The sequence below is a fragment of the Acidicapsa borealis genome, from assembly GCF_059115245.1.
The window spans coordinates 1,873,760-1,887,335 of the sequence record NZ_JCACNY010000001.1 but is presented as its reverse complement, the minus strand read 5'-3'; the positions used below and the strand labels follow the sequence as shown (position 1 = coordinate 1,887,335).

At 58.4% G+C, this 13,576-nt stretch carries 8 protein-coding genes; 5 read left to right on the top strand and 3 right to left on the bottom strand.

From position 1 onward, the window contains the following. Positions 1–44: 44 nt before the first annotated feature. On the bottom strand, positions 45–1,835 hold the full coding sequence (locus AC5S27_RS07695; RefSeq protein WP_493933974.1) for a serine/threonine protein kinase: 1,791 nt from the start codon (positions 1,833–1,835) through the stop codon (positions 45–47). Positions 1,836–2,013: 178 nt separating this feature from the next. Between AC5S27_RS07695 and AC5S27_RS07690 the strand changes: the two genes are divergently transcribed. Next, positions 2,014–3,432, top strand: a complete 1,419-nt coding sequence (locus tag AC5S27_RS07690) for a hypothetical protein (RefSeq protein ID WP_493933973.1) — start codon at positions 2,014–2,016, stop codon at positions 3,430–3,432. A gap of 13 nt (positions 3,433–3,445) precedes the next feature. Here AC5S27_RS07690 and AC5S27_RS07685 read toward each other — a convergent pair whose 3' ends face one another. Both AC5S27_RS07685 and AC5S27_RS07680 read right to left on the bottom strand, forming a co-directional pair. Continuing rightward, positions 3,446–4,903, bottom strand: a complete 1,458-nt coding sequence (locus AC5S27_RS07685; RefSeq protein ID WP_493933972.1) for a PP2C family protein-serine/threonine phosphatase — start codon at positions 4,901–4,903, stop codon at positions 3,446–3,448. A gap of 249 nt (positions 4,904–5,152) precedes the next feature. After that, a complete protein-coding gene (locus AC5S27_RS07680) occupies positions 5,153–8,140 on the bottom strand; it encodes an FHA domain-containing protein (RefSeq protein ID WP_493933971.1) in 2,988 nt (995 codons plus the stop codon). 351 nt (positions 8,141–8,491) lie between these two features. On the opposite strand from AC5S27_RS07680, the gene AC5S27_RS07675 reads away from it, so the two are divergent. The 4 genes from AC5S27_RS07675 (at position 8,492) to AC5S27_RS07660 (ending at position 13,537) form a co-directional block, all read left to right on the top strand. Further along, the gene (locus AC5S27_RS07675; RefSeq protein WP_493933970.1) at positions 8,492–8,788 is read left to right on the top strand and encodes a hypothetical protein; all 297 of its coding nucleotides are present in this window, start codon (positions 8,492–8,494) and stop codon (positions 8,786–8,788) included. A gap of 127 nt (positions 8,789–8,915) precedes the next feature. After that, positions 8,916–10,604: a VWA domain-containing protein gene (locus AC5S27_RS07670; protein ID WP_493933969.1), complete on the top strand. Its 1,689-nt coding sequence runs from the start codon at positions 8,916–8,918 to the stop codon at positions 10,602–10,604. A 145-nt stretch (positions 10,605–10,749) separates the two neighbouring features. Continuing rightward, positions 10,750–11,478: an FHA domain-containing protein gene (locus tag AC5S27_RS07665; RefSeq protein WP_493933968.1), complete on the top strand. Its 729-nt coding sequence runs from the start codon at positions 10,750–10,752 to the stop codon at positions 11,476–11,478. Positions 11,479–11,908: 430 nt separating this feature from the next. Then, positions 11,909–13,537: a hypothetical protein gene (locus AC5S27_RS07660; protein ID WP_493933967.1), complete on the top strand. Its 1,629-nt coding sequence runs from the start codon at positions 11,909–11,911 to the stop codon at positions 13,535–13,537. Positions 13,538–13,576 lie beyond the last annotated feature (39 nt).

Here is a 13,576-nt window from a genome sequence, read left to right as displayed (position 1 = left end):
GTTCGTTGAACCGACCGCCGTTTTCTTTGCGCTGCCGCTGAGCGTTACGGCCTGGGGCCTGGACTCAGTAATGCATCGCGGAACTGTTGCGTTGCGGGATCGCTCAGTATCTCGCTGACGACTGCCTTGACTTGCGGATTCTTCCTGAGTGCGTCGGTTGCCTCCAGCGATTGCAGCGCGAGATGGTAGGTCTGTCTGGCCTGGCTTGGATCCTCCAGGCTGGGCGTTCCGGCTGGGCTCCACTGCGACTTGGCAACGGCCTGATAGGCGCGTCCCAGTGCTGCGACGGTGCCTGGATCTTCGCCCGCTACGGACTGCACATCGGCAAAATAATGCAGGCTCTGCTGGGCCAGCTGCGCTACCTTGTCATGCGTGGAGGGGTCGGCTTCCAGAATGCCGGGGACTTCTGCCTGATAGTCGGAAGAGAAGTCTGCAACACCGTTACGAATATGGGCGAGGCGCTGGTTGGAGGTTTCTCCTTCGATCAGTGGCGCTTTGGCTTTGCCTGCGTTCTGCTGCGCTTTCCTGGTAAGGTCGTCGATGCGTTGAAGAGCTTTTTGTAGCTCGACTTTGACCTCTTCCTTTTCTTCGATGGCGTTACTCTCCTGCTGATGGAAGTAATAGGCGCCACCCGCACCGACGAGAGAAAGACCGATGAGCAGTAGCGCGGCTATACGCAGCCGGTTGCGACGCAGGGACTTGCTGACTTTGTAACCGGCTCCGTCGCCACGGGCTAACACGGGCTGGCCCTTCTGAAAGCGCTCGATGTCGGCGGCAAATTCGGCCGCGCTGGGGTAGCGGCGCTCCGGCTCTTTGCGCAGCGCCATCAGCAAAATGCAGTCGAGGTCGCCGGCGAGTTGCTGGCGCATGGAGAGGTAGATGCGGTCCGGATCGGCATCTGCAGGCAGCGGTTTCTGCGTGCTGGGCTTGAGCGGGTCTTTGGTGGTGACGGTGTCGATCACTTCGGGCAGGCCCAGGCCTTCGAAGGTGAGGGGGCGGACGCCGGTCAGCAGTTCATAGAGGATGACGCCGAGCGAGTAGATGTCCGAGCTGCTGGTCAGGCGATGGGATTCGCGGGTGGTGATCTGCTCCGGGCTGGCGTAAACGGCAGTCATGATGGGGATGCCGGTGGTGAGGTTGGTGCTGAGGTCGCCGGTGAGTTTGGAGATGCCGAAGTCGAGCAGCTTGATGTGGCCATTGTGCGTGACGAGGATGTTGGCCGGCTTCAGGTCGCGGTGGATGACCTTGTTGTCATGCATGTACTGCACTGCTTCGCAGGTCTTGCGAAAGAGGTCGAGGCGCTGCTGCATCGTGGCGCGGGTTTCCTTGCAGTAGACATCGAGCGCCTTGCCATCCACATATTCCATGACGGAGTAAGGCAGGCCGGTCGCAGTGGTGCCGCCGTCCAGGATGCGGGTGATGCTGGGATGATTGAGCCGCCCGAGGATGGCGCATTCCTGTTCGAAGCGCTTCCTGATGGCGTCGGACATGATTTCGGGGCGGATGACCTTGATGGCGACGAGACCGCTGTGCAGGCCGTCGGTGCGAATGGCGAGATAGACGACGCCCATGCCACCGGTATCGATATCTTTGAGGACACGATAGGGACCGATGGGCATGCCTTCCTGCATGGGAGCCTTGGGCCGCTTGATCGCCGGCTCGGCCAGGAACCCTTTGCCGCTGGCGCTGGAGGCTCGCAGCAGACGCAATACGCTGGATACGACTTCGATGTTGCCCTGCGCTCGCGCTTCCACCCATGGCCTCTGTTCGGCTTCGGGAAGCCTGCTTGCCCCGTCGAACAGATCGCGGATCAAGCGCTGTGTACTGTCGTTCATGGCCGCTACCCCTTGTTTTGAGAACCGGAAGCCGTCTTCCTCTATTGCCACTGGCCATCGCCGATCTTCCTTCATAGAATAGCGAGATGTTGCCCTGAGTGTGCTCAAGAATCCTATTGCGCCGTATCTCGCGCAGTATCGAAGGTTATTTTCGCTGTTGAGTGTGCAGGAGGCTGCCTTGAAATCGATACTGCGATCTCTCTTCCTTGTTGCTCCGCTGGTTCTCTGTTCTCTTCGGGTGGTGAACGCGCAAGATCCACCACCACCTGCGCCACCTTCGGGGGACGTCGCGCCGACGAAGCCGTCTACCACTGGAGTGCTGGGCGAGCTCAAGGTGCAAGGGACGAGCATCTCGGAGGTTGATACTTCCCACCTTCGCGTGGGGGTGGATCTTACGGTGACGCCGAATCGCAGCGCTACGCTTGAGAGCCTTCGCCTGACGTCGCTGCGGCTCAATGGCATGCCGGTCTATGCCGATCCGCTGACCCAGCCAATCGTGCTGGTGCAGGGCAAGGAGACGGCGCTGCCGCCCCTGTATGTGACGGTGCAGTTTCGCGACCTGACGACTACGGCGCCGCTGCGCGAGATGATCGAGAAGCAGATGGTCCAAGTACAGGGGCAGGTCGTGGCCGGGGTGAAGGTGAGCTTTCTGGAGAAGCTGGTGATGCACAGCGAACACCCGCGCGTTTCCCTGCCCTTCACGCAGGATGTGCCGGTGGATTTTGGCGTTTCCCCGCTTGAGCGGCAGGCGGCTCTGACGGTGTTGACGGTGCTGGAGTTCGGATTGAAGAGCGGAGTCTCGGTGCGGGATGGGCTGCCGGGGTTGCAGTCGGCATGGGTCGTTCAGCTTGAGAAGCAGGCGAAGACAAACCTTCTTGAGGTAGAGAGCAGCTATTCGCTCAAGGAAAAGGATTCAAGCTATCCGGTGACGCTGGATCAGCTTGGGTTTCGCATGGCTTCAGGACAGGCAGTGACGACTGCCGAAGCGCGTGCACCGTGGGCCTATGACACGGATTTTCTGAGTCGCATCAAGTCAGGCGAGACGAAGCTGGTGAAAAACGGCGGCGAGATTCTGCTGTTTCCAACGGCGAATCGTTCGGCTGCCGGCATTGCCGATACGTACTCGCTGACGCATAAGGACTTCACCCTGAGCGAGCGCGGAAGTGCGGATAAGGATGCGCTGCTGATTCCGGCATCTGGCGATGGCACTGAACAGAAGGATTTGACCAAGGTGAAGGTGCGCCGAAGGGCTGTTCCGGATGCGTTGACGGTGATCAGCTTTCCGGGCAAGAAGCTGGAGGGAGGCTTCAGCGCTGCGCCGAGCGTGATTGCCGGGCAGGATAGATGGGAGAAGGTGGCTGTCTACCGGCTGATTCAGGACACGTCAACGGGCAAGGATACGGTCGAGGTCATCCAGTTGCCGGCGCGCCGCGATGGAAAGAGCATCCACCTGGAGCGGCCGGTGGATTCTTCCTTCTTCGGGTCGCCGATCCTTGTGCCGGAGGGAGTGCTGGGGATTGTGCAGGATGAAGAGACCGGAGCGTTTCTACCGGAGGACCTGGTGGCTGCCAACGCCGGTACGATCGCGGTGAACTAAGTCGCATGCAAGGTTAGTGCCGGGACGGAGGAGCGGGAGAAGAGTTATCGGCTGATGCCGGCACTCTTGGGATCTCCGTTGTTGGTGAAACAGCGTTGGTCCTTTTCTGTACCGAATTCGAAGCATCCTTTGGAAGAACGACCACTTTGTACTCGTCCCACCACTCGCAGGATGAATCCGTCTTGCGCGGGAACGGCCGATAGATCGCATGGTCCAGTTCGACCTTGAACTTATCCCCAAAGACTTTCGCAATTTCCTTGTTCAGGGCAGAGATATCGACGGAAGAATCACTGGTATACACCTGCGCCTGATCCCGGGCGGGTTTGGGGCAAGCCGCCTCGCCGACCTGAATGGAAATGTTGGTCCAGACCGATTTGTCCTTTGTTTTCCCTTTTGCTGCTGGCTTTTCGTTCGGAGCAGGTTGAATGACGATATTGCCGTTCTGGTTCCCGTGGATCACTTTACTGATCTGCGGCCAATAGCGGATACCCGCAAACCCGAGGCCTGCGACCAGTAGCAGCGCGAAGGCAATCGTCTGCAGTTTCCCTGTACGGGACGGTGACTTCAGCGGCCCTGCGTTGGACGTGGAGTGAGGTGTACCCGGAAAGGATGAAGCACCGGGAAAGGATGAAGCACCGGGAAAGGATGATGCACCTGGAAAGCTTGCCGCAAGCGGTGCGGTGATGTTGGGATTGCCTCCGCTCAGGCGAATGTATTGGATCCCGATGTTGTCCTGACCGCCGGCGTCGAGGGCGAGGCGCAGCAGGGCATCGGTGACAGTCTTAATGGACAGGCTGGGATCGGTGACAACTCCGGCGATCAATGCCTCGTCGACATACCCCCACAAGCCGTCCGAACAGAGGAGCAGTGCGTCGCCGGGAAGAAGTGGCTCGTGATCGATCTCGAGTTCGACTTCAGTGCGATGCCCGAGGCTCCGGGTGAGCACCGAGGAGTCGGGGTGATTACGGGCTTCTTCTTCTGTGATCAGATTGCGGCTGAGCAGTGCCTGGACTGCCGAGTGGTCACTGGTGATCTTCTGCAACTGGTTGTTGCGAATGAGATAGGCGCGGCTGTCGCCAACGTGGCCGATCCATGCCATGGGACCCGACGGACCGGAAGTCTGAATCAGTGCCAGGACGACCGTGGAGCCCATGCGCTGCTTGGCTGGATCGCCGGAGCTTGCTGCTGTATGAATGGAGTGATTGGTGTAAGCGCATGCTTCTTTGAGAGCGTCGTCGGGGCTATAGTTTGCGGGCTTAATGGCTAACTGGCTGTGGAATCCGTCCACCACCATCTGCGAGGCTGTCGCGCCTCCCTGGTATCCACCAATGCCATCCGCAACGATAAAGAGTTCGCCCAGGGGAAGCGATGCAGTGCGAACATTGTCCTGGTTTTCTTCCCGGACCAGACCGCGATCGCAAACGGAATCGGAACTGACGGTGATGGGACCCTGGGGAGAGACTTCGCTCATGCAATTACCTCGGAGGCAGGACAAATCTCCTGCATGATCCTATAGCGCGAATTCAAAACCATCCTGCTCAAGAAACTGTGGAAAACCTGTTCCATTCCCGTAGAACTTGCCAGCACCTTAGTACAGGGTGCTGCTGCTTCGATTCCATGAGCCCGTAGGATCTCCCGACCCAAACACTAAATACGCCAACATACGGAATCTGTCAGCCTCCTGTTCCGCACGATGACGCTGATCGAAAACCAGTGTACTTTACTGCTGTTCCTTGTCCCGCCAGGACAGAATGCCGAGCACACCCAGGATAAGCGCTCCCAGCATGCCCACCAAGACGAGCATCGACGTGCGAAAGCTGTGGCGGAAGTTGACGGCCTTGTAGACCACAGCAGCTTTGTTGTTCTTCACCTCATCGTCAGATAAAGCTCTGCCGGCTTCTCCCTTCGCTTCGCCGCGGTAGGCCCGTGCAATGTTTTCGTGATCCTTTCCGTCCTTGTCCTTGTCGGTCCAGGTAATGAGGTAATGTGGAATCGATCCTTCCGCAGCATCGCCGCATAGAACGTGTGTCTGATGATCGTCGAGAACAGCGACTACGCCTTCCTCCTTGTCCTTGGCCTGCGCAGCTGCGTTTTCGCATTTCTGCTGCATGCGCTCCTTCGAAGCGGGGTCTCCCAGAGCGTGCAACGCCGCGACCTGATCATTGTCCTTATCTTCCGCTGCCGGCTCGACAGCTTCTGTTCCTTTGTCTTTTTTCCACCCATGCTCCACCGTCTCGTTGAGCATGTTGGCTTCAAAAGCCCAGCGCGAGGGAATCAAGTCGGTGATGATCGTTGTAAAGAGGCGATGCTGGCCTCCGCCAATCTGATAAATCGGCCGCATCCCGCCACCAAGCGCGATGATCGGCAGCAGTACGATAGGCAAGAGAGCAATGGCGCTTTCGGTGGTCTTTGAGAAAGCGGAGATGCACAGCCCCAGCCCGGTGCCAACCATGGTCGCAGTGATCAGCACCAGCAAGTCCAGCCCGAAGTTACTCTTCAACTGCAATGTGAAATAGACAATGCTCAGCAGGCAGAGGCACTGGAAGACACCCAGGACAAACAGCAGTGCCAGCTTCGAGAAGACATAGGAACCAAGCTTGAGCGTGACCATGCGCTCGCGCCGGTAGACGGTCCATTCGCCGACGATATCCCGAGCGGCGTTGTTGCAACCGAACCATAATGCCGCTACCACCATGAGGAAGTGCGATCCAATCAGCTTGGGCGTGAGTTCGGCATAGTTGCTCGCGTTGAGCGGGTGATACACCAGAGCGATCAAAGCGGCAAAGAGCGGAGCCTGGCAAAGCAGAATAATGGTCTGCGTGACATCGCGTGACTTCACGAGATAGTTGCGTTTGACGAGCGCCAGCCACTGGGTAATGTCGAAGTGGCGCTTGGGTTTGGATCCCGGGGTATTGATGCTTGGGTCCGGCTGCGGCTGCTTGCCGGAGCGCTCTTGAACGAAATCCTTGTGATAGCGCGATCTCTGGTAGAGGGCGAGCCAATCGGGAGATAGCCTGTTTTCCACGCCGGCGAGGACCATCTCCGGCGACAGGTCCGGAGTCGGCTCAGCGCCGAGTGGAAGATCATTGAGGAACTGAATCGAATCTGGAAAGGCGGGACCAAAGTACACCATGGTGCCGTGGCTTTCCTTTTCGCTGTTACGGTTGACGAGGATCAAGTCGTCGAACATCTTGTAGATCTTCATGCTGGGCTGATGAATCGTCGTGATGACGGTCTTGCCCTGCGTCGATAGCTCCTTGAGGAGTTCGATGACTGACTCTGCGTCGTAGGAGGACAGCCCCGAGGTTGGCTCATCGAGAAATAGAACTGGGGTATCGTTGATCAGCTCGAGAGCTATGTTGACTCGCTTGCGCTGTCCGCCCGACAGGACTTTACGTTCCGGCGAGCCGATAATTTCATCTCTTTTATCCCACATTTTCAACTGGCGTAGCACCTTCTCGGTGCGTGCTTCGATTTCCTGATCACTGAGGTCTGTGCGAAGCCGCGCGGAGAAATAGAGTGCTTCTCTTACGCGTAATTGCGGGTGAACGATATCATCCTGCGGAACATACCCTAACTGCTGGCGGAAGCGGTCGTAGTAGTCATAAAGGCTGTCGCCGTTGAAGAGAACCCTGCCCGCCGCCGGCTTGGTGTATCCGTTGAGAGCCTTCAGCAATGTGGTCTTCCCTGCTCCGGCCGGTCCCATGACCGCTACCAGTTCCGAGGGATAAATGGTCATGGACACCGGTTCAATGAGGCGCTTGCCTTCACGCGAATTCACAATGACATCGACTGCTTCAATGGTGACGTTGCCGTGATACTCGCGCTGCGCGAGTTCACCGCTCTCCAGTAGCTGGAAGCGGTAACTGCCCAGGCCAATCTCCTGCCCTGGCTGAACCAGCACCTTGCCCGAAATACGAATGCCGCCGACGAAGGTGCCGTTGCGCGAGCCCAGGTCCTCGACGTGAATTACATTGCCTTCCTTGGTCAGTCGCGCATGCTTCCAGGAGATCATCGGGTATTCAAGCGGCAGGTCGCTTTGCGGATCGCGGCCGATGATCATGGTGTTGCGGTCTTTGAAGGCAACTTTATGGAATGCGGCCTCGCCGATCTCAACCTTCTGCTTGCCCAGTAACTCGCTTGCGGCAATTTTGTAGGAACCAAGATAAACGTCACTACCTGGATCGAGCCGCGCACGCTGGATGCGGTTGTCCACGCGGTCGATCGACGTACCGTTGCGCGAGTTCAGGTCTTCGAGAATCGGTACTCCGTTTTCGAAGACGATACGGGCGTGGTTCCAGCCGATGATGGGCAGATCGATCTGTTTGACTGAATCCGGTGAGCGCCCGATAGTGATGACTCTTCCGCTCGGTTGGCCACCACCACTGACTGGCGGGGCGTATACCGGATTACTTGGGGACTTGAGAGAGTCAGCCGGCCATGGCATTGGCACCTGCTGACCGAGAGTTACCCTGGTGTTCGGCTGGATGGGTACGATCTGACCTACAGGGATCGGTACACCATTCACCCAGGTGCCGTTGCGCGATTTCAGATCCTCAATCCAGTGCTGATTTCCCTGGCGGGTGAGGCGGCAATGGTATCCGGACACCGTGGGCTGAGCCACGACTTCATCGCAGTCGGGCGCGCTTCCGATGATCCACGACTGCGCAGGCACAACTTGAGTCGGTTGGTGCGAATAGGAAGACATAGGTCGTATGCAGGAACTCTAGCATGAGCAGCTTAGCGGGCGGCAAGAACAAAAGCTGCCACGTGGGAACTTTCAATCGGTGGCCCGATTTTCATGCATCGATGGGCATGGTATGCTTCGGGCAACGTAATTGATCGACAACTCCTGAGCCTTCTCAATGCACGATAATCGGAGCGCTTCCCAACGTTCAAGACTCATTCTTGGACTGCTTCTTGGTGAGATTCAACAGTAAGAGTTGAGCACTCAAGTCGCCGATTTACGCTTTCTTCCTTAGAGCCGCTCGCAGCGAAATTGTCCACCCGTAAGAATTCAGGCTGGGCGTTACAAACATCAAGGAGCCATGAAGTAGTCATGAAGACCTGCACTATCTGCGACAAGGAATATGCTGACGAGCAGAATACTTGCCCCGAGGATGGAGCCGTCTTGCTGGCTTCGCAGGAGTTGGCCCCGGGAACTCTGGTGCGCGGCAAGTACCGCATCCTTCGCAAGCTGGGGCAGGGTGGCATGGGAGTCGTCTATCTGGCCGAAGATAGCTTGATGGGTGTTCAGGTGGCGTTGAAATTTCTTGCCACGGAACTAAGCCGGGACCCGCAGTTTGTGAAACGCTTCCGGACCGAAGGATCGCCGGGGGTCAGTGGTATCGGCTAGAATCGTGTTCCCCGACGGCACGACTCTTCTGCATTTCTAATTCTTCGGCTTTGTGCCCGTTTGCCGAGCCGCCGAAACCACGCAAGCCGCAATGAGATTGCCAACCAATAGAAGAGACACATCCGCTATGGACTCGCAAATCAAACCGTTCCGAAACAAACTCTCCATGGTTGGCACCGTTGCCAGCTACCTGCTGGGGTTCGCATGCCTTTGTTCCGCGCCCTTCTATGCTCAACAGCCGAAGCGCCTCACAGCGGGCCCGAGCTATACGAGCAACGACGGCAACGGTGGGCCGAAATTTCCTCGCGTGGAGATGGTGTTTTCGCTGACCGGGGCTGATGGACTGCCGATCCGGCCAAACCCTGCCGACCTGAGGCTGCTTTCGCAAGGCAAAGAGTTGAGCGCGGCAAGCTCTATTCGTCCGTTCAGCGAAACGGGCTATGGCATCACCGCACTCCTGGCGATCGACGCAAGCGGATCCATGCGCGGCGCTCCGCTCAAGGCGATTCATGCGTCGATTGCCAAATTTGTGGGCAGGGCCCGCCCCGTGGACAAAATTGCGGTGATCACCTTCGCCGACGATACACGTACGGATGTCCCGTTCGACCACACGAATGCGGAGTTGGCACGTGAATTGGAGACAGTCAATGCTCGCGGCACAACGACCCGGCTCTGGGACGGTCTGCTCTTCGCCCTGGATCAATTCGCTACGGTCAGCCCCAAGCGCCGCCAGTTGACCGTCATCTCCGACGGCCATGACGAGGGCTCGACACACCATCTCGAGGATGTTATCCGCAAAGCCAAAGCTTCCGGGGTTGTCGTGGACGCGATCGGCCTAACGCGTGACCCTGGCAAGTATCTCCATTTCCTGCAGGAACTTGCCGGCGCCACTGGAGGGAATTACGCCCGTGCTTTGTCTGCTCCGCAACTGGATCAGCTCATGGACGGTGGCATCAACGCGATGCAGACTACCCCGGTAGCGGTGTTCGATGCGTCGAAGCTTACGCCCGACGGCACAGCACAGATAGTCTCACTGCAATGGCAGCCGGGACACCTGTCAGCAGCGGCGTTCGTCACTCCTCCCCGGACAGCGGCTGGGGCGAAGATTGCACGCAAATCGGACAAGCCGGTCAGCCGCGTGGAAAGCTACTGGATTTATGGGCTTGCAGCTTGTTTTGTTGCCGGGATCATTCTTCTGTTCATCTCCTGGCGGAGCGCGCGGCAGAAGCCCCAGCCTGCGGTGTCGCAGACTCTACAACCACCGCCTCCGCCACCCGGTCCCGTCTATGTCCCAACCCATCACGATGATGGCGCTCTGTCGAGTCCCGGCAAGCTGGATGCCTTCCGGAAACAGACGATCGACGAAAATGTCCCAGAGATACCGGCTCCGCCTGCGCCTGATCCTCTTGTCCCGTTGAATCCGCGCAAGGAGACGCTGGAGGAGCACCTGCCGCCTCGCAATCGAGGCCGGGCAATGACTCAATTGGTCAGCGTTTTCGATGCACCGGCTGAGGGCCCTTTTGCCCGCATTGCGGTGAAGACCGGCGAGTTGGCCGGGGATCACTTCTTTGTTACCAGCCCGTCCTTCACGCTTGGCGCGGTTGACGGCAACAGCCTCGTTCTCAAAGGCGATCCCACGATCTCCGGCAGACATGCGCGCTTGCTGTGGGAAGAAGGAATTTTGAAAGTGGAGGACACGAATTCGACAAACGGCACTTACCTGAATTCGCAACGTCTGGAACCAGGGCGCCATCTGGTCAGACCCGGCGATGAGATTCGCGTCGGCAAGGTAGTTCTTCTCCTTACTCGGGCTTAAGATGCATATTTGCCAATAAGTCAGCTTGCGCTGTCGTCATCAAGGGTTAGTATGAGGCGATGCGTTGGAGCGTCGCCTAGGCTCAGGATCATCACGCTTAAGCCGGACGCTGTACCAAGACGCCGTAACACGGAGGGAAATTCCGATGATTGTTTGTATCTACTGCCAGTACCCAAGGAATCCAGAGACCGCGACGAACTGCGTGAAATGCCGGGCGGTGCTTTCAACGCGCGGTTCCACTCTCGCTGAAGACGATAGCTATCCGGGCGTGATCCCAAGTGAAGGAGACGGGCGCAGGCGCACCATGGCCGATGGCGTTGCGCCTTCCCCAAGCTTTCCTCCGCCGACACTGGAGAACGATCCACCCGTGGGCCGCTGGCGGAATTCCGCTGACTTTGAATCGCCGGGCGTGTTGGGGAGTTCATCGCAACCGGGCCAGCGCAAAGCAACTCTCTACGGCGGCTTCGCCGGGGCTGACGCGGCTGCCGACACCGGCGGTACCGCCGCAGCACAGGCTACGCCGGGGATCCGCAGGATTGTCGGCGTGCTGATCACCTACAGCTGGGATCCACAGGGGCAGATGTTTCCAGTGCTCGAGGGGCGCAACCTGATCGGCAAGGATCCCGCGCAATGCAACATCTGCATTCGCCAGGATGCAACGCTGTCCGATGTGAATTCCTCGATTGCTTATCGCAGCCAGTTTGTCATCCGCGATAAAGACAGCATGAGCGGTACTTTTGTCGACGGTGCCTATGTCGAGGCTGAGCCCGTTCCGTTGCGCAACTATGCCAAGATTCGCACTGGTTCGACCAACTGGACCTTCGTCGCCATTCAACCGCCCACTGCGAGCGATCCACCAGCAAGCGACGTTTGAAACTGAGGCTAAGATTCTCAGTACTTTTCGCGAGATCAAGCCGGACTCAGCCTGAATCCGGCTTATCCTTTTGTTCAGGCTTATCTTTCACGTACCGTTTGTCTTATCGATGCTTACTGGTTGTGAGCAATACATTGATCGGTCTGTACTTGCCCACGATTCTAAAAACTCCTTCTATAACTCAGGGTCTGCGCCATGCTACGATGAAGTCCCCCAAACTTTATCCTCAGTATTCATCGCTTTTTTTTTGCAAACCGTGAACTCGATTTCACAAAATTTCCGCTTATAGGGATAGGAAGTACCGCACTTTCCGGACTTGAATTTCGCTAGCCGGACTTAGGTCACCAGCCGTGCTGGATATCCTGCGGACAAGCAACCTGCGCTCACCGGCCGCACGTCGCCGAACGCATTTACCCAGAAGGAGTCATGTATGCGCACCTATCGGAACGCCCTGCTCGGCATCACAATCGCAATCATTCTGGCAACCGTGGCATCGAACGCAGGAGCCGCTCAGACGACAAAGAAGACTCCGCCGCCACCGCCGCCTCGCGTCCCTGTACCGCAAAGGGTGCCGCCTCCGCAGCGGGTTCCTCCGCCGCAGCCGCAGCAGCGTACACCTCTTCCGACACAGCCGCAGCCGACGACCCGCACACCTCAGCCGACGCAACCGCAGCCGGCAACTCGGACGCCTCAGCCAACGATTCCGACGCGGACCCCGGTCCCAACATCGCAGCCGCATCCGGCTACCGCGCCGGCGACACCGGCGACACCCGCGCCGCCGCGCACGCCGCCGCCGCCAAAGCCCGCTGTGGTCAATCAGCAAACCGGGAAGGCAGCGCTTCCTACGGGTACCAAGGTCGTGGCCAAGACGCCGAATGGCCAGGTCTTCGAGACGCCCTCCCATCAAAAAGTGCAGGTGAACGCCGCAGGGAACGTGACCAAGATTCAGTCTGCTCACGGAACCGAGGGCGCTGTGAACCATGGGCGCATCACCACCGTGAAGCATGTCAATCCGGATGGGACGGGAGTGGTGACGCACACTTCGCCCACGAACGTTCGCACCATCGACTACACGACCAAGGGCAAGAACGGCGAACCCGTTCACGTCATGGTGCATGGCAACCGCATCTCTCAGGAGCACCCCATTCCGGGTCGCCGCGGCTTCACGCAGCGGACGACCGAGTTTAACGGTCGTACCAGGGTGACCGTGTACCGGAGCGTGCACTATGGCCGATATGACTACCCGGTCTACGTGCATGACTACTACTACGGCCCGCGGGCTTATGTGTACTTCGGATCGCCCTGGGTGCACCCTGTGATCTTTGGGTGGGGTTTTTATGCCGGCTATGGAGCATACGGCACTTACTTCGCGCCGGCCATTACGTATAACTCGCCAGACGAATGGTCAGCCGACTACATCATGGCCGAGAATCTGCGGGCGAACCAGGATGCGCAGGAGACCGCTTCCACGGATGGTTCAGAACCGCCCACCGGCAACATCACTCCGATCACTCCTCAGATCCGGCAGGACTACGTACGGCAGGTATCGATGCAGCGGCAACTGGACGCAGCAGCTGCAGCCGGACAAACGCCGGCTGATACCACACCGGGCGCGCTCAATCCCAAGTTCTCACTCTTTCAGAGCTACTCCGATGTTGAAGCGGACAACGGCGGGGAACAGTGCGCGATCACGGGCGGGGACTTTGTGCGCCGCGCCGATCTCACTCCGGATGCCAGCGGGACTGTCTCGGTGACCGTAGCTTCCGTCGCGAAGGCGACCACCAGCCACTGCGCGGTGGGCACTACGGTCCGCGTTCCCGTGGCCACCCTGCAGGAGTGGTTCAACCGCTTCGTAGAAGACCAGCAGAAGAGCTACGAAGAGATGGTGAAGGGCGACATGCATGACAAGTTCCCCCCGGTCCCGGATGCGACTCCGGTTCCCAATCCGAGTGGCATTGCAACGCCTGATTCCCCGGAGGCAATCGCTGATACTTCGCGTGAGGCACAGACCAACGCGAGCCAGGCTGAGAGCGAGATTCAAACCGGGGGCAACAGCTAGCAACGCTCTGCACTGACAAAGCAGCAAACAAACAACACG

Bases quoted from the DNA above. Each gene is read 5' to 3' on its own strand.
- AC5S27_RS07675 (WP_493933970.1), top strand. From the start codon at position 8,492: ATGAAGACCTGCACTATCTGCGACAAGGAATATGCTGACGAGCAGAAT.
- AC5S27_RS07680 (WP_493933971.1), bottom strand. From the start codon at position 8,140: ATGTCTTCCTATTCGCACCAACCGACTCAAGTTGTGCCTGCGCAGTCG.
- AC5S27_RS07660 (WP_493933967.1), top strand. From the start codon at position 11,909: ATGCGCACCTATCGGAACGCCCTGCTCGGCATCACAATCGCAATCATT.
- AC5S27_RS07665 (WP_493933968.1), top strand. From the start codon at position 10,750: ATGATTGTTTGTATCTACTGCCAGTACCCAAGGAATCCAGAGACCGCG.
- AC5S27_RS07670 (WP_493933969.1), top strand. From the start codon at position 8,916: ATGGACTCGCAAATCAAACCGTTCCGAAACAAACTCTCCATGGTTGGC.
- AC5S27_RS07685 (WP_493933972.1), bottom strand. From the start codon at position 4,903: ATGAGCGAAGTCTCTCCCCAGGGTCCCATCACCGTCAGTTCCGATTCC.
- AC5S27_RS07695 (WP_493933974.1), bottom strand. From the start codon at position 1,835: ATGAACGACAGTACACAGCGCTTGATCCGCGATCTGTTCGACGGGGCA.